20 protein-coding genes are annotated in these 21,892 nt (G+C 72.8%); 14 read left to right on the plus strand and 6 right to left on the minus strand.

What is annotated here, in order from left to right:
• The first annotated feature begins 63 nt into the window (after positions 1-63).
• The 4 genes from NOCA_RS14595 to NOCA_RS14610 all read left to right on the plus strand — a co-directional run bounded on the left by NOCA_RS14595 (position 64) and on the right by NOCA_RS14610 (position 5,551).
• Positions 64-1,647, plus strand: a complete 1,584-nt coding sequence (locus NOCA_RS14595) for an amino acid permease (RefSeq protein WP_011756033.1) — start codon at positions 64-66, stop codon at positions 1,645-1,647.
• Positions 1,648-2,565 carry a phosphotransferase gene (locus NOCA_RS14600; RefSeq protein WP_011756034.1) on the plus strand — a complete coding sequence of 306 codons (918 nt, stop codon included), beginning with the start codon at positions 1,648-1,650 and terminating at the stop codon, positions 2,563-2,565.
• Between the two features lie 62 nt (positions 2,566-2,627).
• Positions 2,628-5,042, plus strand: coding sequence for a GcvT family protein (locus NOCA_RS14605; protein ID WP_041547666.1), 2,415 nt, complete (start codon positions 2,628-2,630; stop codon positions 5,040-5,042).
• A gap of 86 nt (positions 5,043-5,128) precedes the next feature.
• The gene (locus NOCA_RS14610) at positions 5,129-5,551 is read left to right on the plus strand and encodes an MmcQ/YjbR family DNA-binding protein (protein ID WP_011756036.1); all 423 of its coding nucleotides are present in this window, start codon (positions 5,129-5,131) and stop codon (positions 5,549-5,551) included.
• Here the strand turns inward: NOCA_RS14610 and NOCA_RS14615 are convergent.
• Positions 5,529-6,479 carry a DMT family transporter gene (locus NOCA_RS14615; protein WP_011756037.1) on the minus strand — a complete coding sequence of 317 codons (951 nt, stop codon included), beginning with the start codon at positions 6,477-6,479 and terminating at the stop codon, positions 5,529-5,531. The two genes, NOCA_RS14610 and NOCA_RS14615, sit on opposite strands and share 23 nt — an antisense overlap.
• Before the next feature lie 233 nt (positions 6,480-6,712).
• Between NOCA_RS14615 and NOCA_RS14620 the strand changes: the two genes are divergently transcribed.
• Together NOCA_RS14620 and NOCA_RS25885 are read left to right on the plus strand one after the other, a co-directional pair.
• Positions 6,713-7,756, plus strand: coding sequence for a hypothetical protein (locus NOCA_RS14620; protein WP_011756038.1), 1,044 nt, complete (start codon positions 6,713-6,715; stop codon positions 7,754-7,756).
• Between the two features lie 32 nt (positions 7,757-7,788).
• Complete coding sequence (locus NOCA_RS25885) at positions 7,789-8,430, plus strand: class F sortase (protein WP_011756039.1); 642 nt, start codon at positions 7,789-7,791, stop codon at positions 8,428-8,430.
• On the opposite strand, the gene NOCA_RS14630 is transcribed toward NOCA_RS25885, so the two are convergent.
• On the minus strand, positions 8,408-9,013 hold the full coding sequence (locus NOCA_RS14630) for a hypothetical protein (RefSeq protein ID WP_011756040.1): 606 nt from the start codon (positions 9,011-9,013) through the stop codon (positions 8,408-8,410). The two genes, NOCA_RS25885 and NOCA_RS14630, sit on opposite strands and share 23 nt — an antisense overlap.
• Before the next feature lie 99 nt (positions 9,014-9,112).
• On the opposite strand from NOCA_RS14630, the gene NOCA_RS14635 reads away from it, so the two are divergent.
• Positions 9,113-10,237, plus strand: coding sequence for an LLM class flavin-dependent oxidoreductase (locus NOCA_RS14635; RefSeq protein ID WP_011756041.1), 1,125 nt, complete (start codon positions 9,113-9,115; stop codon positions 10,235-10,237).
• A complete protein-coding gene (locus tag NOCA_RS14640; RefSeq protein WP_011756042.1) occupies positions 10,234-10,833 on the plus strand; it encodes an FMN reductase in 600 nt (199 codons plus the stop codon). Before NOCA_RS14635 ends, NOCA_RS14640 begins: the two co-directional genes overlap by 4 nt.
• A gap of 34 nt (positions 10,834-10,867) precedes the next feature.
• On the opposite strand, the gene NOCA_RS14645 is transcribed toward NOCA_RS14640, so the two are convergent.
• On the minus strand, positions 10,868-11,395 hold the full coding sequence (locus tag NOCA_RS14645; RefSeq protein ID WP_011756043.1) for a YbhB/YbcL family Raf kinase inhibitor-like protein: 528 nt from the start codon (positions 11,393-11,395) through the stop codon (positions 10,868-10,870).
• A gap of 102 nt (positions 11,396-11,497) precedes the next feature.
• Between NOCA_RS14645 and cobA the strand changes: the two genes are divergently transcribed.
• Both cobA and NOCA_RS14655 read left to right on the plus strand, forming a co-directional pair.
• The gene (gene cobA / locus NOCA_RS14650) at positions 11,498-12,721 is read left to right on the plus strand and encodes a uroporphyrinogen-III C-methyltransferase (protein ID WP_011756044.1); all 1,224 of its coding nucleotides are present in this window, start codon (positions 11,498-11,500) and stop codon (positions 12,719-12,721) included.
• A complete protein-coding gene (locus NOCA_RS14655; protein WP_011756045.1) occupies positions 12,721-13,524 on the plus strand; it encodes a TrmH family RNA methyltransferase in 804 nt (267 codons plus the stop codon). Before cobA ends, NOCA_RS14655 begins: the two co-directional genes overlap by 1 nt.
• A 121-nt stretch (positions 13,525-13,645) precedes the next feature.
• Here NOCA_RS14655 and def read toward each other — a convergent pair whose 3' ends face one another.
• Positions 13,646-14,245 (minus strand): peptide deformylase, encoded by a 600-nt coding sequence (gene def, locus NOCA_RS14660; RefSeq protein WP_011756046.1) that lies wholly within the window; start codon positions 14,243-14,245, stop codon positions 13,646-13,648.
• Between the two features lie 81 nt (positions 14,246-14,326).
• Between def and NOCA_RS14665 the strand changes: the two genes are divergently transcribed.
• Both NOCA_RS14665 and NOCA_RS14670 read left to right on the plus strand, forming a co-directional pair.
• The gene (locus NOCA_RS14665; RefSeq protein WP_011756047.1) at positions 14,327-15,697 is read left to right on the plus strand and encodes an acyl-CoA dehydrogenase family protein; all 1,371 of its coding nucleotides are present in this window, start codon (positions 14,327-14,329) and stop codon (positions 15,695-15,697) included.
• Positions 15,697-16,914: an acyl-CoA dehydrogenase family protein gene (locus NOCA_RS14670; RefSeq protein WP_011756048.1), complete on the plus strand. Its 1,218-nt coding sequence runs from the start codon at positions 15,697-15,699 to the stop codon at positions 16,912-16,914. The genes NOCA_RS14665 and NOCA_RS14670 overlap by 1 nt, the downstream gene beginning before the upstream one ends.
• 9 nt (positions 16,915-16,923) lie before the next feature.
• On the opposite strand, the gene NOCA_RS27595 is transcribed toward NOCA_RS14670, so the two are convergent.
• Positions 16,924-17,583, minus strand: a complete 660-nt coding sequence (locus NOCA_RS27595) for a hypothetical protein (RefSeq protein ID WP_011756049.1) — start codon at positions 17,581-17,583, stop codon at positions 16,924-16,926.
• An 81-nt stretch (positions 17,584-17,664) separates the two neighbouring features.
• On the opposite strand from NOCA_RS27595, the gene NOCA_RS14680 reads away from it, so the two are divergent.
• Positions 17,665-18,978, plus strand: a complete 1,314-nt coding sequence (locus tag NOCA_RS14680) for a DUF2252 domain-containing protein (protein ID WP_041547674.1) — start codon at positions 17,665-17,667, stop codon at positions 18,976-18,978.
• 233 nt (positions 18,979-19,211) lie between these two features.
• Here NOCA_RS14680 and galK read toward each other — a convergent pair whose 3' ends face one another.
• Positions 19,212-20,411, minus strand: coding sequence for a galactokinase (gene galK / locus NOCA_RS14685; protein WP_011756051.1), 1,200 nt, complete (start codon positions 20,409-20,411; stop codon positions 19,212-19,214).
• Positions 20,412-20,453: 42 nt separating this feature from the next.
• Here galK and NOCA_RS14690 point away from each other — a divergent pair, with 42 nt between their 5' ends.
• Positions 20,454-21,890 (plus strand): GuaB1 family IMP dehydrogenase-related protein, encoded by a 1,437-nt coding sequence (locus NOCA_RS14690; RefSeq protein WP_011756052.1) that lies wholly within the window; start codon positions 20,454-20,456, stop codon positions 21,888-21,890.
• The last annotated feature ends 2 nt before the right edge of the window (positions 21,891-21,892 follow it).

Raw genomic sequence — 21,892 nt, forward strand, 5'->3', positions numbered from 1 at the left:
CCGGATCGGGTCGGGTCTAGCGTCCGTTCACATTCGCACGATCCTCCCCCCGGAAGGTGTCGCATGCCCGAAGCACACGAGCCCATCGAGGCTCATCACCTCAATGCGGACGAAGCCCACCTGGCGCGACTCGGGTACAAGCAGGAGCTCAACCGCTCCTGGTCCGGCTTCTCCAACTTCGCGATCTCGTTCTCGATCATCTCGATCCTGGCCGGCTGCTTCACGACGTTCGGCCAGGCGTGGAACAACGGCGGCCCGATCGCGATCTCATGGGGTTGGCCGATCATCTCTGCCTTCATCCTGATCATCGGGTTCACGATGTCCGAGCTGGTCTCGGCGTACCCGACCTCCGGCGGCATCTACTGGTGGGCCTCCAAGATGGGCGGGCCCGCCGCCGGCTTCTTCACCGGCTGGCTCAACCTGATCGGGCTGCTCGCCGTCACCGCCTCCGTCGCCTACGGTTGCGCCACCTTCTTCGACCTCACCCTGAACACGCTCTCGTCGAGCTGGGCCGAGAACTACTCGCTCACCCGGGTCTTCGTGATCTTCGTGGTGATCCTGGCGGTCGCGGCGCTCCTCAACATCTTCAGCGGCCACCTGATGGCGGTGCTCAACAACATCTCGGTGTGGTGGCACGTCGCCGGCGCAGCTGCGGTCGTCCTGATCCTGGTGCTCGTCCCGGACGTCCACCAGAGCCTGGACTTCGTGTTCACCGACCGGGTCAACAACTCCGGATACGCCGAAGGTGCCGGCGGTGGCGGCACCTACTGGTTCCTGGTGCTGCCGCTCGGCTTCCTGCTCACGCAGTACACGATCACCGGGTTCGATGCGTCCGCCCACCTCTCGGAGGAGACGCAGGCCGCGTCGGAGGGCGCCGCGAAGGGCATCTGGAGGTCGATCTTCTACTCGGCGGTCGGCGGCTGGATCCTGCTGCTCGCGTTCCTCTTCGCAGTCCAGGACCCCGAGGCCGTGACCGCCGGCGGAGGCGGTGTCGACCTGATCTTCGGCCAGGCACTCGGCCAGAACTGGCACGTGCTCGTGCTGGCCATCTCGACGGCCGGACAGTTCTTCTGCACCATCGCCTGCCTGACCAGCGCCTCGCGGATGACCTTCGCGTTCAGTCGCGACGGAGCGATCCCGGGCTCGCGTGTGTGGTCGAAGGTCTCCTCGACGAAGGTCCCGGCGAATGCCGTGCTGTTGGTGGCCGTCATCGGTGCACTGATCACGCTGCCCGCGTTGATCGAGGTCGACATCAACGGCGCCCCGGTGCCGATCGCGTTCTACGCGGTGGTCTCGGTGGCGGTCATCGGGCTCTACCTGGCGTTCCTCATCCCGATCTGGCTGCGCTGGCGGATGGGCGATGCGTTCGAGCCGGGGAGCTGGACGCTCGGCAAGAAGTACAAGTGGATGAACCTCATCGCGGTCGTCGAGATCGCCATCATCTCCGTGTACTTCATCCTGCCGTTCACCCCCGCCGCCGCACCGTGGAACGAGGACTTCTCCTGGAAGTTCGTGAACTACGCGCCGATCCTGACGTTCGGCACGCTGCTCCTGCTGACGATCTGGTGGCACGCGTCGGCGAAGAAGTGGTTCACCGGGCCCAAGCACACGATCGACCTGGAGGTCGTCGAGGCGTTCGACGACTGAGTGGACCAGACACCTGCCCTGGACCGCCTCGCCTGCCTGGCGGGGCGGTCCTGGCGGCTCGAGGAGCTGCCCGGCGGGCTGACCAACGTCAACCTCCACGTCGTCACCGAGGACCGGGGGCCTCGGCTCGACCTGGTGGTGCGGTGCTCCCAGGGCGACCCGGAGCTGCTCGGGATCGACCGCGACGCCGAGGCCGCGCACACCGAGGTCGCGGCGGCGACCGGGGTGGCCGCCGGAGTGGTCGAGTACCGGCCCGACCTCGGCCTGCTGGTGATCGAGTTCCTCGAGGGGAAGGCGCTGGTGAACGCCGACTTCGCGGACCCCGGCGTGGTCACGCGCGCTGCCGCGTCCTGCCGGGTGCTGCACGCCGGCCCGGCCTTCGGCACCGACTTCGACATGTTCGCTCGGCAGGCCGACTACCTGCGCACGGCCCGCGACCACGGCTACCGCGTCCCGGCGGACTACGAGGACCACGCCGACGCGTGGGCCGACGTACGCCGCGCCCTCGCGGCGACACCGCACCCCCGGGTTCCCTGCAACAACGACCTGCTGGCCGCGAACTTCATCGATGACGGCGACCGGGTCTGGCTGATCGACTACGAGTACTCCGGCAACAACGAGGCCGCCTTCGAGCTCGGCAACACCGCGACCGAGTGCGGCTTCTCGCTCGACCAGGTCGAGGCGTACGTGGCGGCCTACTTCGGGTCGCCGACGCCCGCCGACCTGGCCCGGGTCCGCCTGCAGATGCTCTGCAGCGAGTACGGGTGGTCGCTGTGGGGCTTCATCCAGGAGGCCGTGAGCCCGATCGAGTTCGACTTCCACGCCTGGGGCATGGAGCGCTACGAGAAGGCGGTCGCGACCTTCCGCGGACCCGATCTCGCGGGACTGCTGGCCGACGTGGCCCAGGACGGTGGTTGAGGTGCGAGCGAAGCGAGCCTCGAGACCACCGGCCCACCGTGTCGCGCGAGGGGCCGGTACCGGTGGCTGACCTTCCTGGGCGGGCCCGCGTCGTGGTCGTCGGCGGTGGCGTGATCGGTGCCTCGGTCGCCTATCACCTCACCGGGCTCGGCTGGACCGACGTGCTGCTGCTCGAGCAGGGCACCCTCTCGTGCGGCACCACCTGGCACGCGGCCGGGCTGGTCGGGCCGCTGCGCGCGTCCGAGAGCGGCACCCGGCTGGTGCAGTACTCGGCCGAGCTGTACGCCGCCCTCGAGGCGGAGACCGGCCTCGCGACCGGCTACCGCAACGTCGGTGGGGTGATCGTCGCGCGGACGCCCGAGCGGCTGGTGCAGCTGCGCCGGACGGCAGCGAACGCCGCGGCCTACGACCTGCCCTGCGAGCTGGTGTCGCCGGCCCGGGCCCAGGAGCTCTGGCCACCGATGCGGGTCGACGACCTGCTCGGCGCGATCTGGCTGCCCGGCGACGGCAAGGTGAACCCCACTGACCTCACCCAGTCACTGGCGAAGGGCGCCCGGCAGCGCGGCGCACGGATCGCCGAGCGGACCCGGGTCACCGGCTTCACCGTGGCGGAGGGCGCCGCCGGCCGCCGCGTCACCGGGGTCGTCACCGACCGCGGGACGATCGAGGCCGAGGTGGTCGTCAACTGCGCGGGCCAGTGGGCCAAGGCGCTCGGGGACCTGGTCGGCGTCACGATCCCGCTGCACTCCGCCGAGCACTTCTACGTGGTGACGGAGGCGGTCGCGGGCGCCCACCCCGACCTGCCGATCATGCGCGACCCCGACGGCTGGACGTACTTCAAGGAGGAGACCGGCGGGCTCGTCGTCGGCGGCTTCGAGCCGGAGGCCAAGCCGTGGCGCTCGCCCGACGACCTGCCCCACCCCTTCGAGTTCCAGCTGCTCGACGAGGACTGGGAGCACTTCTCGGTGCTGATGGACGAAGCCCTGCGGCGGATTCCCGTGCTCGAGGAGACCGGCATCCGGAAGTTCTACAACGGCCCGGAGTCGTTCACGCCCGACAACCAGTTCCTGCTCGGCGAGGCGCCGGGACTGCGCGGCTACTTCGTGGGAGCGGGCTTCAACTCGGTCGGCATCGCCTCGGCGGGCGGCGCCGGTCGGGCGCTCGCGGAGTGGATCGTCGCCGGTGAGCCGCAGGACGACCTGGTGGGGGTCGACATCCGCCGGTTCGCGCCGTTCCAGGCCGACACCGGGTGGCTGCGCTCGCGGGTCGCCGAGGTGCTCGGGCTGCACTACGCGCTGCCGTGGCCCAACCGCGAGCTCGAGACCGGCCGGCCGCAGCGCTGCTCCCCGTTGTACGAACGCACTGCGGCCGCGGGCGCGCTGTTCGGCACCCGGATGGGCTGGGAGCGGCCCAACGTCTTCGGCCCGCCGGGAGCCCGGCTGGACTACTCCTGGGGGAAGCCGGCCTGGCTGCCGTGGTCGGCGGCCGAGCAGCGAGCCGCCCGGACCGGCGTGGCCGTGTTCGACCAGACCTCGTTCTCGAAGTACGTCGTGGCCGGGCCGGGCGCCCTGGCCGGCCTGCAGTGGGTGTGCGCCGCCGACGTCGACGTTCCGGTCGGCCGTTGCGTCTACACGCCGTTCCTGAACGAGCGCGGCACCTACGAGGCAGACCTGACGGTCACCAGGACCGGACCGGAGGAGTTCCTCCTCGTCTCCAGCTCCGCGACCACCGTCCGCGACCTGGACTGGCTGGCCCGGCACGGCGTCCCTGCCGAGGACGTCACCGAGCGGTACGCCGTGCTGGGCGTGATGGGCCCGCGGGCCCGGAGTCTCCTGGCCGCGTGCTCGCCGGACGACTGGTCCGAGGAGGGCTTCGCGTTCGCGACCAGCCGCGAGGTCACCGTCGGCGGTGTGCTGCTGCGCGCGACCCGGATGACCTACGTCGGTGAGCTCGGCTGGGAGCTGACGATCCCGGTCGCGGATGCGGTCACCGTCTACGACGCCGTCCGGGCGGGCGGAGCAGTGGATGCCGGCTACTACGCGATCGAGTCGCTACGCCTCGAGAAGGGCTACCGCGCGTTCGGTCGCGAGCTCACCCCGGACCTGGGGCCGGTCGAGGCGGGCCTGGTCTTCGCCACCGGGCTGGCCGGCGACGGGGACTTCCTCGGCCGGACGGCTCTGAGGGAGCACCGCGCGGCGCTGGCGGACGGGGGTCCCCGGCGACGGGTGGTCTCCCTCGTCCTCGAGTCGCTCGAGCCGATGCTCTGGGGTGGCGAGCTGCTGCTGCGCGACGGCGACCCCGCGGGCCAGGTCACCAGCGCCGCGTGGGGCGAGACCGTCGGCTCCTGCGTCGGGCTCGCCCTCCTGCGGGCCGACGGCCCGGTGACGGCCACCACGCTGGCGAGCGGCGGGTTCGAGGTCGACGTCGCGGGGGAGCGGTACGCCGTGCGGGTCTCGCTGCAGGCACCGCTGGCCTGACCGCTCGGGCCGGGATGTGGTACCGGTCGCCGCCCGCATGGCCGGCAGCGTAGGTGCCGTGCCGTGGTTGCTGGTGCAATGGGGTGATGACGACGCGGTCCCGGCCGGCACGGGTCGAGGACGTGCACGAGCTGGCGCGCGCCATGCCGCACGTGACCGTGTACCCCGGCACCGAGCACAAGCCCGTCTACCAGGTCGGCGGCAAGTCGTTCGTGTTCTTCCGCAACCCACGGCCCGACGCCACCGACCCCGAGACAGGGGAGCGGTACGACGACGTCATCGTGTTCTGGGTGGCCGACGAGGGCGACAAGCTCGCCTTGGTGCAGGACGACTCCTCGCCGTTCTTCACGACGCCGCACTTCGACGGTCACCTCTCGGTCCTGCTGCGGGCCGGCCGCCTCGGCGAGATCACCTATGACGAGCTCGCCGAGGTGGTGCAGGACGCCTGGCTCTCGCGGGCCTCGGCCGCCCGGCGGTCGCGTTGGCTCAGGGAGCACCCACCGGGCTGAGGTCCTCCGTCGGTCGCAGCGCGACGACGGCCGCCAGGATCAGGACACCCCCGGCGAGCGCCGGCCAGGGCAGCCGTTCGCCCAGCAGCACCGCGGCGAGCAGGGCCGCCGAGAGCGGCTCCACCAGGGTCGCGATGGTGGCCGCCGAGCCCGACGTGGTGCGCAGTCCGGCGTACAGGAGGCCGTACGACAGCGCCATCGTCGCGACGCCGAGGTAGATCAGCAACGTCGTGGAGACCGGGTCGGAGCTGAGCACCGGCTCCCCCCGCGCGGCCGCGACCGCGAAGAACGGGAGCAGGAGGATCGCACCGGCACCGGTCGCGCAGGTGGTCAGGGCGACCGGGTCGACCCGCTTGGCCAGGGTGTGCCCGAGCACCGTGGTCGCGGCGTAGGTCACGCCGGCCAGCACCGCGAGCAGCAGCCCGAGGGTGGGGTCGTCGCCGGGGGCGTCGGCGCGGTCGCCGGCCGTGCCGCTGATCAGGAGCAGCCCGCCGAGTGCCGCAGCCAGCACGAGGACCTCCCGGGCCGACGGGGTCGACCGTTCGACCAGGTGCTCCCAGCCGGCGGCCAGGACCGGCGCGAGGCCCAGGGAGACGACGGTGGCCACGCTGACGCCGACCATCAGCACGGAAAGGAAGTACAGGCCCTGGTAGGCGGCGGTGCCGCCGCCCACGAGCACGGCCAGGACGGGGTGCGCGCGCAGCGCCGCGCGCGTCCTGGCCCACCGGCCGGTGAGGGCGGAGAAGGCGATCAGCGCCGCCGCGGCGAGCGCCATCCGCCAGGCGCTCACCGTCATCGCCCCGAGCCCGTCGCGCTCGTGCAGGACGGTGACGACCAGGCCGCCCGTTCCCCACAGCACCCCGGCCGCGAACACCTGCAGCAGCCCGATGCGCACGCTCGGCAGCTCGCGCCGCAGGGTCGCCGTCACGGGGGAAACCTAGTCGCTGCGGCGACCCCGGCCCCGGAACCGGGGTTCGTCGGGGGCCGGGTATCGGCCTGCAGCCCTCCGACGACTCCTTCGCCACCGCCGGCGTGACCCACCACTGGTATAGACCAGTGGACCAGACCGGGACGAGCAGGTTTCCGGGGAGTAACAACCGGCAACACCACCTCCGTCGGGGGACGAACCGCCGCACCGCGGCCTGGACAACGGAGCACACGATGGGGAACTCGGTACGCCTGCGCGCTCTCGCGCTGGTCACCACGGGCCTGCTCGGGCTCGGCTCGCTCGGGGGCGTGGCCCTCGCCGCGGCCGCTCCCACGGGTGACCCCGCCGACCAGGGTAGGCACCTCGGCCAGGGCCAGGATCCGGGACCCGGCCACGCGGTGGGCGACCAGTCGGGCCAGGATCGGAGCGACCAGGCGAAGGGCGATCGCGGCAACCACGGCCGCCCGGGCGACCCCGGCCACCAGGGCAAGCACGCCGGCCAGTCGCACGCGCCCGGCCAGCAGGGCGAGCGCGGCGGGTCCGGAGCCGCCGGCGACGACCCGCTGGGCAACAACGGGACCGTGAAGATCGCCGAGCTCGGCGAGCTCGACGGGATCCCGAACAACACCGCGCACCCCGGCTGCACCTTCCAGGTCGAGTGGTACGGGTTCGACGGCGGCTCCGACGTCGTCTCGACAGTCACCTTCGCGATGCAGGCACCGACGTCCGACGCGATGGTCACGGTCGACGGACCCAGCCAGGTGCCGGTCGGCGAGGACGCCGCGACGGGCGCGGGCACGGACACCGGTCTCGACGCGGCCCAGGCCTACACCCTCTCCTTCGACGGCGCCCCGCACTCGAAGCAGGGCTACCACGTGCGGCTCACCGTCGCGACCCCGCGCTCGCGGGGCAACGACACCAAGTCGAAGCTCTTCTGGGTCGCGCCGTGCGCGCCGGCGACCTCCGGCTCGGTCGCCGGTGCCGGTGCTGGCCTCGAGGGCAGGGCGCCCGGCGTGGCCAGCGGCACCGCGGCCAACGGTGGTCGCGGGGTCGGCGCCGTCCAGGGCGTGCTCGGCGAGACGTACGCCGCCGACAGCGCCGCCGGGAGCGTTGCCGCCGCGGCCGCCGACGAGACGGCCGTCCCGACGGCCGTCGAGGCGGGCGAGGACTCGCTGCTCCCGACGTGGGCGCAGAACCCGCTCCCGCTGACCCTGGTCTCGCTCGTGCTCGTGCTGGCCGGCGCGGGGATCGTGCTGCGGAACCGGTCGCGTGTCTGACTCCAGCGCACCACGGCTGACCCCGCCCGACCATGCCTGAGCTCGGGACGCGGAGGGCGCCCACCCGCCGCCACCCCGCGTGGGTGGCGGCGGCCGGCGCCGCGCTGCTGGCCGCCGGCGCCGCCCTCTGGTGGGCGCAGGCGACCCGCACCCAGGCCCTGACCGCGGACCCGGCTGCCCGGGCGGCCGAGCGGCCGGCCACCGGCGCCGTCGCCGAGCCGGTCCGCGCTCCCCGCGAGCCGGGGGCGCCGCAGCGCATCCGGATCCCGGCCCTGCGGGTGGACGCCCCGGTGCTCCCGGTGCGGGCGCCCGGACGAACACTGGTGCCGCCCAGCGACCCGCTCCGGCTCGGCTGGTGGGCCGACGGCGCCAAGCCGGGCGCGACCACCGGCAGCGCGCTGGTGGCCGGGCACACGGTCCACGACGGAGGCGGAGCACTCGACCACCTCGAGGACCTCGAGCGCGGTGACGCGGTCGTGGTCCGCACCGACAAGAGCACGATCCGCTACGAGGTGCGCCGCGTCCGGGTCTACAGCAAGGGGGCCATCGCCGAGCACGCCACCGAGCTGTTCAGCCAGCGGGTGCCCGGCCGCCTGGTCCTGGTCACCTGCGAGGACTGGGACGGCGAGCGCTACCTGAGCAACGTCGTGGTCACCGCGACGCCGGCCGGGTAGCCCCCGGGTCCCGCGAGGCGCGCGCGACGACGAGCCCGGCGACCAGCGCCCCGAGGGTCCCGAGCGTCTCGTCGCCGAGGGTGTCCTCGTAGGCCGTGTCGATCTCGGTCCCGTGCCGGATGAACGTGTACCACTCACCGAGCTCCCACCCGATGGCGAGGACGGCGCCGAGCCCGGTGACGAGCACGACCACCGCCCAGGTCGGCTGCACCCGCCGGCAGAGGATCAGCCCGAGGCCGCTGAGCAGCAGCGCCCAGTTCGCGAAGTGGTTGAGGTCGTCCCACCACCCGAGCGCGTCGTACAGGTCGAGGCTGTTGCCGGTCACGTCGACCAGGAACGGGAGCATCACCAGCGTGAAGGCACCGTACGGCGCCTCCTCGCGCGACCACCCGCGGTGCCGCGCCACCAGGAACCAGATGGCCGGCGTGAGCAGCATCAGCAGGGGGTAGGCGACCAGCCGCGCCCCGAACGCCTTGTCGGCGAACCGGTCGATGCCCGGGACCCATTCGGCGACGGCGAGCTGCGTGACGGTCAGGACCAGGACGAGTGCGGGCAGCCAGGGTGGGCAGCGACGGGTCGGCACGGGAGCATGGTGCCAGCAGGGACCGGAATACCCGGGGAGCCGCCCGGGTTGCAGGGGTAGTTCGAGATTCAACCACCCCTGTCTGAGGAGCGAATGGCCATGCAGTTCGGGATCTTCTCCGTCGGCGACGTGACGACGGACCCCACCACCGGACACACGCCGACCGAGCACGAGCGGATCAAGGCGCAGGTGGAGATCGCGAAGAAGGCCGAGGAGGTCGGCCTGGACGTGGTCGCGGTCGGCCAGCACCACAACCCGCCGTTCGTCGCCTCGTCCCCGACCACGACGATGGCCTACATCGCCGCCCAGACCGAGCGGATCCTGCTCTCGACCTCGACCACGCTGATCACCACCACGGACCCGGTGCGGATCGCCGAGGACTACGGCACGCTCCAGCACCTCACCGACGGCCGGATGGACCTGATGCTGGGCCGCGGCAACACCGGCCCCGTCTACCCGTGGTTCGGCAAGGACATCCGCGAGGGCATCAACCTCGCCATCGAGAACTACGCGCTGCTGCACCGGCTGTGGCACGAGGACGTCGTGAGCTGGGAGGGCCGGTTCCGCACGCCGCTGCAGGGCTTCACCTCGACGCCGCGGCCGCTGGACGGCGTCGCGCCGTTCGTCTGGCACGGGTCGATCCGCAGTCCCGAGATCGCCGAACAGGCGGCGTACTACGGCGACGGCTTCTTCTCCAACCACATCTTCTGGCCCGCCTCCCACACCAAGCAGATGATCGCGCTCTACCGGCGCCGCTTCGAGCACTACGGCCACGGCACCGCTGCGCAGGCGATCGTCGGCCTCGGCGGCCAGTTCTTCATGCGCAAGAACAGCCAGGACGCGGTGCGCGAGTTCCGTCCGTACTTCGACAACGCACCGGTCTACGGCCACGGCCCGTCGATGGAGGAGTTCACCGCGCAGACGCCGCTCACCGTCGGCTCCACCCAGCAGGTGCTCGAGCGCACGCTGAGCTTCCGCGAGTACGTCGGCGACTACCAGCGCCAGCTGTTCCTCGTCGACCACGCCGGTCTCCCGACGAAGATCGTCCTCGAGCAGCTCGACCTGCTCGGCGAGATCCTCCCCGACCTGCGGGCCGGCTTCGCGGAGGGCCGCCCCGCGGACGTGCCGGACGCGCCCACCCACGCCGCCCGGGTCGCCGCCGCCGGCGGTCCGCACGACTCCACGCTGCACGCCGTCGACGACGTCACCGGGGTGTCGGTATGAGCACCCGCCTGGTCGTCGTCAGCGCCGGCCTGAGCGTGCCGTCCTCGACCCGGCTCCTGGCCGACCGGCTCGCCTCCGCGGCAGTCGCCGCCGTGCACGAGCCGGTCGAGGTCGACGTGATCGAGCTGCGGCCCCTGGCGCACGCCCTGGCCGACAACCTGCTCACCGGCTTCCCCTCCGGTGAGCTGGCCGACGCCATCGAGACGGTCCGCCGCGCGGACGCCGTGATCGCCGTGACACCGGTGTTCTCCGCGTCCTACAGCGGCCTGTTCAAGTCGTTCTTCGACGTGCTCGACAGCGACGTGCTGGAGGGCTTGCCGGTCCTGGTGGCGGCAACGGCGGGCACGGCCCGGCACTCACTGGTGCTCGAGCACGCGCTCCGGCCCTTGTTCACCTACCTGCACGCGGTGGTGGTCCCCACCGGTGTCTTCGCGGCGAGCGAGGACTTCGGGGGGCCGGGGCTCGAGGCCCGGATCCAGCGGGCGGCCGGCGAGCTGGCCGCGCTGCTGGCCGGAGCGCCGCGCCGGCGGGCGCGGACGATCGAGGACGAGTTCGCAGACCCGACGCCCTTCGAGGAGCTGCTGCGCGGCGCCTGAGGGCGCGGCGTACGCCCGTGACCCGCCCCGACGCTCAGTGCTGGTACGTGCCGTGCAGGATGGCCCGGCCCGCGGTCTTGAACGCGAGGTTGAACGAGACCACCGCGGGCGAGGCGTCGGAGTCGACGCCGAGCGAGTCCTCCTGCACGGCGTGCACCACGAAGAAGTAGCGGTGCACCTGGTCGCCCTGCGGGGGAGCCGCCCCCATGAACGCCTTCGGGCCGCCGTCGTTGCGGCACATGAAGGCCCCGCCCGGGAGGGTCGCGCCCTCGGCGCCCGCCCCGGCGTCGAGCGAGGTCACCTCGGCGGGAAGGTCGACCAGCACCCAGTGCCAGAAGCCGCTCGGCGTCGGCGCGTCCGGGTCGAAGCAGGTGACGGTGTAGCTCTTGGTGCCCTCCGGGGCGCCCTCCCAGGACAGCTGGGGCGAGGTGTTGCCCGCCGCGGCGACCTGGTCGTCCTTCAGCGGCCGGCCGTCGGTGACGTCCGCACTGGTCACCGTGAACGAGGGGACGGCGGGCAGCAGGTCGTACGGGTTCGGACTGACGGGCCGGTCGAGGCTCATGACGCTCCTACCTGGTAGCTCAGGGTGCGGGACCACTTCAACGTAGTCCGGTGGCTGAACGCGCGCCACAGCCGCAGCGGCCGGGGCCGCGATGATGTCCGGATGGACGAGTACTCGACGTACCCCTCGGGGCTGCGGCTGTCCGGACGCCGGGTCGTGGTGGTCGGCGGGGGGCAGGTGGCCCAGCGCCGCGTGCCGCACCTGATCGCAGCGGGCGCCGACGTGCACGTGGTCAGCCCGCAGGTGACGCCGGCGATCGAGGGCATGGTCGGCTCGGGCGAGGTGACCTGGCACGAACGCGGCTTTGCAGACACCGACCTCGACGAGGCGTGGTACGTCGTCGCCGCGACCGACGACCACGCGGTGAACGAGCAGGTGTCGGACGCGGCCGAGGCGCGGCGCGTGTTCTGCGTGCGGTCCGACGACGCCAGCCGCGCGAGCGCGTGGACGCCGGCGGTCGGGCGGCACGCGGGCGTCACGGTCGCCGTGCTCGGCCAGCGCGAGCCGCGACGGTCGGCGGCGGTGCGCGACGAGATCCTCGAGGGCCTGCGCGAGGGCACGATCGTCGCCCGGCACCAGCGCGACCGCAGCGCCGGCGTGGTCCTGGTGGGCGGGGGCCCGGGCGACCCCGAGCTGATGACCGTGGCCGGCCGCAAGGCACTGGTCGAGGCGGACGTCGTGGTCGCCGACCGGCTGGCGCCGCGCGAGCTGCTCGGCGAGCTGCCCGCCGACGTCGAGCTGATCGACGTCGCGAAGCTCCCCCGGGGCCGGTCGGCCCTGCAGGAGGAGATCAACCGCGTCATCATCGAGCGGGCCCGGGCGGGCAAGCGGGTGGTCCGCTTCAAGGGCGGCGACAACTTCGTCTTCGGGCGCGGGTTCGAGGAGGTCATCGCGTGCCGCGAGGCCGGCGTGCCGGTCACGGTCGTGCCGGGGCTGACCAGCTCGATCGCCGTACCCGCGGTCGCCGGGATCCCGGTGACCCACCGCGGGGTGGCGCACGAGTTCACCATCGTGTCCGGGCACCTGCCACCCGGACACCCGCAGTCGCAGGTCAACTGGACAGCGCTCGGCGCGCTGCGCGGCACCGTCGTGCTGATGATGGCGGTCGAGAACGCACCCCGGATCGCGACCGCACTCGTCGCGGGCGGCCGGGCGGGCTCGACGCCGGTGGCCGTGGTCTGTGAGGGCACGATGCCGGGGGAGCGGACCGTCCTCGCGACCCTCGACACCCTGGCCACGCGTCTGGAGGAGGAGTCCGTGCGGCCGCCCGCGGTCATCGTGGTGGGCGAGGTGGTCCGGGTGGCCCATCCGCGACACTTTGCGTGATGGCCACCCTGCTCGAGATCACCGACCCGACCGACCCGCGCCTCGCGGACTACCGCGACCTGCGCGACGTCGAGCTGCGCAAGCACCTCGAGGCCACCCACGGGCTGTTCCTCGCCGAGGGGGAGAAGGTGGTGCGCCGCTCGGTCGAGGCGGGCTTCACCCCGCGCTCCTTCCTGATGGCGCCGCGCTGGCTCGACGGCCTGGCCGAGGTCCTCGACCGCTCCGACGCGCCGTGCTACGTGGTCTCCGCGGCGCTCGCCGAGGAGGTCACCGGGTTCCACGTCCACCGCGGCGCCCTGGCCTCCCTCGAGCGCCGACCGCTGCCATCGGTCGACTCCGTGCTGTCCGGCGCCCGGTCGGTCCTGGTGCTCGAGGACATCGTCGACCACACGAACATCGGCGCGATCTTCCGGTCCGGCGCCGCCCTCGGGTTCGACGCCGTGCTGCTCGCGCCACGTTGCGCCGACCCGCTCTACCGACGCTCGATCAAGGTCGCGATGGGCGCGGTGTTCGCGGTGCCGTGGACCCGGCTGCCGGACTGGTACGGCGCGCTCCCGGAGCTCTCCGCCGCCGGGTTCACCACCGTGGCGCTCACCCTGGCCACCGACGCCGTGCCGATCGAGTCGGCCGTCGCCGGGCTGGACAAGGTCGCGCTCGTGCTCGGCTCCGAGGGCCATGGGCTCTCGCCGCGCTGGGAGCAGGCCGCCGACCGCCGGGCGATCATCCCGATGCGCGAGGGCATCGATTCGCTCAACGTGGCCGCCGCCACCGCCGTCGCCTGCTACGTCACTGCCCGCCGCTGACCCGCCGCTGACCCGCCGCCCGAAGGCCGTGGGGTTTGGTCACCAACGACAGCCCGAACCGGCCCAGGACTGTCGTTGGTGACCAAACGGCAACACATCTCGACCCGGCGCGAGGCCCGGCTCAGCCTGCGGGCCACTCCAGCGGGTAGTCCTCGACCGCACGGTCGTGCGCCTTCTGCAGCCGTTTGCGCAGCTTGGTGGAGAGCCGATCGCCGAAGACCGTGCCCCGGGTGTGGTCGGTCTCGTGCTGGAGGCAGCGCGCCAGCAGTCCGTCGCCGGAGAAGCTGACCGGCTCGCCGTCCAGTCCGGTGCCGGTGACGGAGGCCTGGTCGGGCCGGGCGCACTCGACATGCGCGCCCGGGAAAGAGAGGCAGCCCTCCTCGGACTCGTCGAGCTGGCGGTCCCGGCCCTCCGGGAGGGTCAGCTGCGGGTTGCACACGACGCCGACCGTGTGGACGCCGGAGTCGTCAGGACAGTCGAAGACGAACATCGCGAGGTCGACGCCGATCTGGCAGGCGGCGAGCCCGACTCCGTCCGCGGCGTACATGGTCGCGACCATGTCGGCGGCCAGGGCGCGGAGCTCGTCGTCGTACGTCGTGACCGGCTGCTGCGCCCGGTGCATGACCGGCGTCCCCCAGCGGGTGATCGACCGCGCGGTGCCGCCCTCCGGCAACGGACCGTGTGGGGCGTGCGGCGGTCCTTGGTCGTCGGGGGAAGACATGGGGAGCAGCGTAGCCAGCGTGTGACTCGACGCACGCAGCCGCCTGTAGCGTCGGGTGTAACTCCGAGTTACATTTGCCGCATGTCCCCTACATCGGCCAACCGCCTGCGACCCGGCGGCAAGCATGGACTGTCCACCAAGGAGACCCGCGACCCGATCGGGTACGCCGTCGCCGCGCTCAGCCGGCTGGCCCAGAGCGACGTGCTGGACCGGCTGGGCCTGCGCAAGCAGGCCGAGCGGGGCGTCTTCACCGTGACCCGCACCGGGTTCCGGGCCGCAACCGCCGCGAGTCGCCAGTTCGCCCGCGCCGGGAAGGCCGGAGGAGCCGGGACCCGACCCGTGCCCGCGGCCGGGTCGGGCGTCTTCGACCTGACCCCGAGCGAGGACGAGCAGCTGCTCGTGGACGTCGTCAGCGAGCTCGCCGACGAGGTGTTCCGGCCCGCGGCCGCCGAGGCCGACGAGGCCTGCGCCGCCCCCGAAGCCGTCCTCAAGGCGGGACTCGAGGTGGGGCTGCCGATCCTGGGCGTGCCGGAGGCGCTCGGCGGGATCTCGGAGGAGCGCTCCGCGGTCGCCGGCACCCTTGTGGCGGAGGCGCTCGCGCGCGGCGACCTCGGCCTCGCGGTCGCGTCGCTCGCGCCCGGGTCGGTCGCGACCGCGCTCGGCCTGTGGGGCACCGACGCGCAGCAGCAGACCTACCTGCCGGCGTTCACCGGCGACGCCGTACCGGCTGCCGCGATCGCGCTCACCGAGCCGACCGTCCTCTTCGACGTCCTGGCGCCGGCCACCACCGCCGTGCGCACCGAAGACGGCTTCGTGCTCAACGGCGTGAAGTCGGCGGTGCCGCGCGGCGCCGACGCCGAGCTGTTCGTCGTCGGCGCCCTGCTGGACGACGCCCCGGTGCTGTTCCTCGTCGAGTCGAGCACCCCGGGCCTCGAGGTGGTTGCCGACCCGGCGATGGGCGTCCGCGCGGCTGGACTGACCCGCCTCGTCCTCACCGACGTGGCCCTGCCCTCCGACTCGGTGCTCGGCGCGGTCGACGGCTCGACGTACGCCGAGTGCGTCCGCCTGTCCCGGCTCGCCTGGTGCGCGCTCGCCGTGGGCACCGGCCAGGCCGTGCTCGACTACGTGACGCCGTACGTCAAGGAGCGTCAGGCCTTCGGGGAGCCCGTGGCCCACCGCCAGTCGGTGGCCTTCATGGTCGCCGACATCGCGATCGAGCTGCAGGCGATGCGGCTGCTGACCTGGAAGGCCGCGGCCAGGGCCGCGGCCGGCAAGGACTTCGCACGAGAGGTCGCCCTCGCCCGTCGGCTGTGCGCCGAGAAGGGCATGCAGATCGGCAACGACGGCGTCCAGCTGCTCGGCGGCCACGGCTACGTCAAGGAACACCCGGTGGAGCGGTGGTACCGCGACCTCCGGGCCATCGGTGTCATGGAAGGCGCGGTGCTCGTGTAATGGCGATCAATCTGGACGATCCGAAGAAGTTCCGGCCGCTGGTCGGCCAGGCCCACCAGGTCGCGATGAACATGCTGCGACCGATCTCGCGCAAGTACGACAAGGCCGAGCATGCCTACCCGCAGGAGCTCGACATGTTGGCCGCGATGATCGACGGGCTCTCCGAGTCCGGTGCGAGCGAGGGCGCGGGGGCGGCCGGTGTCCGGCGCGACGAGTCGACCGGCGCCGACGAGGGCGTGAAGAACGGCGCCAACCTCGCCTCGGTGATGTCGATCGCCGAGATGTGCTGGGGCGACGTCGGCCTGCTGCTCTCGATGCCGCGCCAGGGCCTGGGCAACTCCGCGATCGCGTCCGTGGCCAACGCGGAGCAGGCGGAGCGGTTCGCGGGCGTCTGGGCCGGGATGGCGATCACCGAACCCGGCACCGGCTCGGACTCGGCGAACATCACGACCACGGCCGTCCTCGACGGTGACGCGTACGTGCTGAACGGCGAGAAGATCTTCGTGACGTCCGGCGATCGCTGCGACGCGGTCGTCGTCTGGGCGACGCTGGACCGCGATCTCGGCCGGGCGGCGATCAAGTCGTTCGTCGTCCCGAAGGGCACGCCCGGCATGCGCGTGGAGCGGCTCGAGCACAAGCTCGGCATCAAGGCCTCCGACACCGCGACGATCATCTTCGACGACTGCCGGGTGCCGCGCGAGAACCTCCTCGGCTCACCGGAGATCGACGTCAAGCAGGGCTTCGCCGGGGCGATGGCCACCTTCGACAACACCCGCCCGCTCGTGGCCTCCATGGCCGTCGGGTGCGCCAAGGCCGCGCTGGACCTCACCCGCGACCTCCTCGAGCAGGCCGGTGTCGAGATCGATTACGACCGCCCCGCCCTGTCCCAGTCCGCGGCCGCCGCGAAGTTCCTCCAGATGGAGGCCGACTGGGAGGCCGCCCACCTGCTGATGCTCCAGGCCGCGTGGATGGCGGACAACCGACAGCCGAACTCCCTCGAGGCGTCGATGGCGAAGGCGAAGGCGGGCCGGGTCGGGTCGGACATCACGCTGTCCTGCGTCGAGCTCGCCGGTTCGGTCGGCTACAGCGAGGCCGAGCTGCTGGAGAAGTGGGCCCGGGACTCGAAGATCCTCGACATCTTCGAGGGCACCCAGCAGATCCAGCAGCTGATCGTGGCGCGCCGGGTCCTGGGCCTGACGAGTGCCGAGCTGAAGTAGGGCCGCTCCTCAGCCCCGGTCGGCGTCCGGCGTCACGGCCTGCTTGCGGGGAGGCAGCCGGTCGCTCGGCGTCGAGGCCGCCTTCTTGGCCGCCGCCTTCTTGGCCGCGGGCTTCTTGGCTGTGACCTTCTTGGCGGGCGCCCGCTTCGTCGCCGCGCTCTTGGCAGGCGTCTTCTTCGCTGCCTTCCGGGCCGTGGTCGCCCTCTTCGCGAGGTCGGCGGGGGTGGCCTCGACGTGCGCGCTGTCGGCAGCCGCGTCGATCGGGCTGACCGGAGCCGGCGTCGGCGTCGGTGCGGGTCGCTTGGCGGCCTGCTGCTTGACCAGCGCGGTCGCCACGTCGGTCACCGGCGGCTTGGTGGGGGTGGGCTGCTCGGCGCCGGCGGTCGCCTCGGGGGTCGCCTCGGGAGTCGTCTCGGCGCGGGAGCGGGGGACCTCCACGGCAGGCGTCCGGGTCGACCCGCCGGCAGGAGCACGGTGGCCGGGGAGCCGGCTGGCGACCACGCCGGCAGCGGTCTTGGTCACCTGGCCGGCCACCGCCCTGCCGAGGGAGATCGTGCCCTTCGCCTGCTCGCCCGCCTTCGCGGCGGTGTCGCGCGGATGCGTGATCGCGCCCTTCACGGTCTCGACGACGGCGTCCTGGAGCTTCTGGAGCGGGCTCTTGCTGGCCACGTGGCTTCCCTTCGATCGGGTTCTCTGGGTGCTGCTCTGGATTGAAGCATGTACCCAGTCAGCCGGGGCATGCTGCGTGGCATGGCCCACTCTCGCGACGACCGGACCCGCCTGATCGTGGACACCCTCGAGGACGCCTTCGCGCCGCTCATGGCCGCGGACCCGGTGGCGTTTCGCGGGAAGTACCGCACGATGGCTTCCGACCCGCACGCCTTCTATCGCGGGACGGCGTGCCTGTTCTACGCCGACGTGACCGCGGCCGAGGACCCGTTCTGCGACGACCGCAGCGGTCGGATCTGGATCCACGGGGACCTGCACGTGGAGAACTTCGGGACCTACCTGAACTCTGACGGCCGGCTGGTCTTCGACGTCAACGACTTCGACGAGGCCTACCTCGGCAGGTTCATCTGGGACCTGCAGCGGTTCGCCGCCTCGTTGGCGCTGGTCGGCTGGCAGAAGGCACTTCCCGAGGAGGACGTCCGCCGGCTGATCGGCCGCTACCTGCGCTGCTACCTCGCCCAGGTCGACTCCTACCGCCGCAGTGACGACGACGACTTCGCGCTCCACCTGGAGAACACGGACGGACCCGTGCTCGATGCCCTCATCGCCGCCCGGCTGCGCCGGCGCGCGGACCTGCTGGACGGCCTCACCCTGGTCGCCGACGGCACCCGCGCCTTCCGCCAGGACGACTCGGTCCGGCGGCTCGGCACTCGGGAGCGCGCCTCCGTGGTCGCCGCGTTCGAGCGCTACCTGGACTCGATCCCCGACGACAAGCGCTTCGACCGCGACCTGTTCTACGACCTGCGCGACGTCGTCGGGAAGTCCGGGTTCGGCATCGGCAGCGCCGGCCTGCCGGCGTACAACCTGCTCGTCGAGGGCTACAGCCAGGCGCTGGACAACGACGTGGTGCTGTCGATGAAGCAGGCGAACGTCCCGGCGCTCAGCCGGTTCGTCGACTCCGCGGAGATGGAGCGCTACTTCGAGCACGAGGGCCACCGCACCGTGGTCAGCCAGCGGGCGCTGCAGGTGCACACCGACCCGCTGCTCGGCTACACCGACCACGACGGCGTCGGCTACGTCGTCGCGGAGCTCTCGCCCTACGAGGTGGACCTGGACTGGTCCGCGCTCACCGAGCCCGACCGGATCCTCGGCGTGGTCGACCTGCTCGGCCGGGCCACCGCGAAGATCCACTGCGCCTCCGACGAGGACAGCGAGCAGGACCTCGTCGACTTCCAGGTCGAGGAGGCGATCGCGGGGGTGCTGGAGGGTCGGCGCAAGGAGCTGGTCGCCTGGGTCACCGACTTCGCGCTCGGCTACGCCGACCGGGTCCGCGAGGACCACGCCCTCTTCGTCGCCGCCTTCCGCGAGGGTCGGATTGGCGTCTCCGCCACCTGAGCCCGCCGCGGCAGCGCCTTGCGGTTTGGTCACCAACGACAGACCTGGCCCTGCTCCGGACTGTCGTTGGTGACCAAACGACATCACCGCCGGACGCCCGCCCGAGCGACGTCGCCGGTCCAGCCGGGTCGCGGATCTCCTGTCGTTTGGTCACCAACGACAGGAAGCGGACGCTCTGAGCTGTCGTTGGTGACCAAACGGCAGGTACGGCGAGGAGCGGGCTGGTCGGTCGGTCAGGCGGGTGCGTCCACCAGGTCGGCGGCGCTCGAGGGGACGGCGCGCAGGTGCTGCGGCGGCCCGAAGCCGGCGGCGACGAATGCGGCGTCGATCGCCCGGACAGCGGCGTCGACGCGCTCGACCGGGACGAGCGCGATGGAGGAGCCGCCGAAGCCGCCGCCGGTCATCCGGGCCCCGATCGCCCCGGCCTCGACGGCGGTGGTGACCGCCACGTCCAGCTCCGGGCAGGAGATCTCGAAGTCATCGCGCATCGACACGTGCGAGTCACGGAAGGCGCGGCCGACCCCCTGCCAGTCGCCGGCGCCGAGGGCGGCGACCGTGGCCCGGACCCGGTCGATCTCGGTGACGATGTGCCGGGCGCGCCGGCGCACCCGCTCGTCGTCGAGCCCCTCGACCTCGGTGAGCGAGGCCCGGCGCAGCGACGGCACCCCGAGCGCCTCGGCGGCCGCCTCGCAGTCGGCCCGGCGTGCGGCGTACCCGCCGTCCACGAGCGCGTGCGAGACCCGGGTGTCGGTCACCAGCAGCGCGAGCCCCGCGGCGTCGAGGCCGAGCGCGACGTCCTGGGTCGCGCCCTCCGTCTCCGCCGCGACGTCGAAGTCGATGAGCAGCGCCGATCCCGCCGACGCCAGGAGGGACACCGTCTGGTCCATCCCGCCCGTCGGGGCCCCGGCCACCTCGGTCTCGGCGCGCATGCAGGCGGCGACGAGGCGCTGCCGTACGCCGGCGTCCGGCTCGACCCCGAGCAGCCCGCACGCCGCGAGCGCGACCGAGCACTCCAGGGCTGCCGAGCTGGACAGGCCGGCGCCGAGCGGCACCGTGCCGTGGACCAGCAGGTCCACCCCGGGGACGCCGTACCCGTCCTCGCGCATCGCCCACAGCACGCCCGCGGCGTACGCCGCCCAGCCGTCGACCGAGCCCGGACCCACGTCCTCGAGCGACCCGCTCCACGGAGTGGCCTCCTCCAGGCTGCCGATCCGGATCCGGCCGTCGGTGCGCGGCGCCATCGCCGCGTAGGTGGCGTGGGGGAGCGCGACCGGCAGCACCAGGCCGTGGTTGTAGTCGGTGTGCTCGCCGATCAGGTTCACCCGCCCGGGGGCACGCCCGACCGCGACCGCCGGGCCGCCGTACGCCTCGGCGAACGCCGCGCGGACCCGGTCCGCGAGCTCGGGGGGGTCACCTGGTTCGACGAAGGCCATGGGATCACCCTAGGGAGCCGCTGCGACGTAGAGTGACGCGACGTGCAGTTCCTCGACGCGGTGACCCCGCACCACGACCTGACCTACGACGACGTGTTCATGGTCCCGCGGCACTCCGCGGTGGCCAGCCGGTACGACGTCGACCTCGCCACCGCCGACGGCACCGGGGCCACCCTGCCGCTCGTGGTCGCGAACATGACGGCGATCGCGGGCAAGCGGATGGCCGAGACCATCGCCCGCCGCGGCGGGCTCACGGTGATCCCGCAGGACATCCCCGCGCCGGTGGTCGCCGACGTGGTGCGCTACGTGAAGTCGCGGCACCTGGTCTTCGACACCCCGATCGAGCTCGCTCCCGACCAGACCGTCGCGGAGGCCCTCGCGCTGATCCCGAAGCGGGCTCACCGCGCCGCGGTGGTCGTCGCCGACGGCCGACCGGTCGGGATCGTGGCGGAGGCCGACTGCGTCGAGGTGGACCGGTTCGCCCAGGTGCGGCACGTGATGCGCCCGCCGGCCGTGGTGCTCCCGGCGGACGCGGACCCGCGGGCCGCCTTCGACGCCCTGGACGGCTCGCACGCCGCGCTGGCCGTCGCCGTCGACGAGGCCGGCGCGCTGGTCGGCGTGCTGACCCGCACCGGCGCGCTGCGCGCCACGCTGTACACGCCGGCCGTGGACGCGCGCGGCGGGCTCCGGATCGCGGCCGCGATCGGGGTGAACGGCGACGTGGCTCGCACGGCCGGCGAGCTGCTCGAGGCGGGGGTCGACTGCCTGGTCGTGGACACCGCCCACGGCCACCAGGACCGGATGCTCGAGGCGCTCGCTGCCGTCCGGGCGCTGGCGCCGCAGGTCCCGATCGCCGCCGGGAACGTGGTCTCGGCCGAAGGCACGCGGGCCCTGATCGACGCGGGCGCCGACATCGTGAAGGTGGGCGTCGGGCCGGGTGCGATGTGCACGACCCGGATGATGACCGGCGTCGGCCGCCCGCAGTTCTCGGCGGTGCTCGAGTGCGCCCGGACCGCCGCGGACCTGGGCAAGCACGTCTGGGCCGACGGGGGAGTGCGACATCCGCGCGACGTCGCGCTCGCGCTCGCGGCGGGGGCCTCGGCGGTGATGATCGGCTCGTGGTTCGCCGGGACCCACGAGTCGCCCGGCGACCTGATGCTCGACTCCGACGGCCGCGCCTACAAGGTCTCCTTCGGGATGGCCTCGGCACGTGCGGTGGCGAACCGCACCGCGACCGAGTCGGCCTACGACCGGGCCCGCAAGGGCCTGTACGAGGAGGGCATCTCGTCCTCACGCATGTATCTCGACCCGGCCCGGCCGGGCGTGGAGGACCTGGTCGACGAGATCTGCTCGGGGTTGCGCTCGGCGTGCACGTACGCCGGCGCGCGGACCCTCCCCGAGCTGCACGAGCGCGCGGTCGTCGGTGTGCAGTCGGCGGCGGGCTTCCACGAGGGCAGGCCGCTCGCCACCAGCTGGTGACC

The organism is Nocardioides sp. JS614 (assembly GCF_000015265.1).
Classification (GTDB): domain Bacteria; phylum Actinomycetota; class Actinomycetes; order Propionibacteriales; family Nocardioidaceae; genus Nocardioides.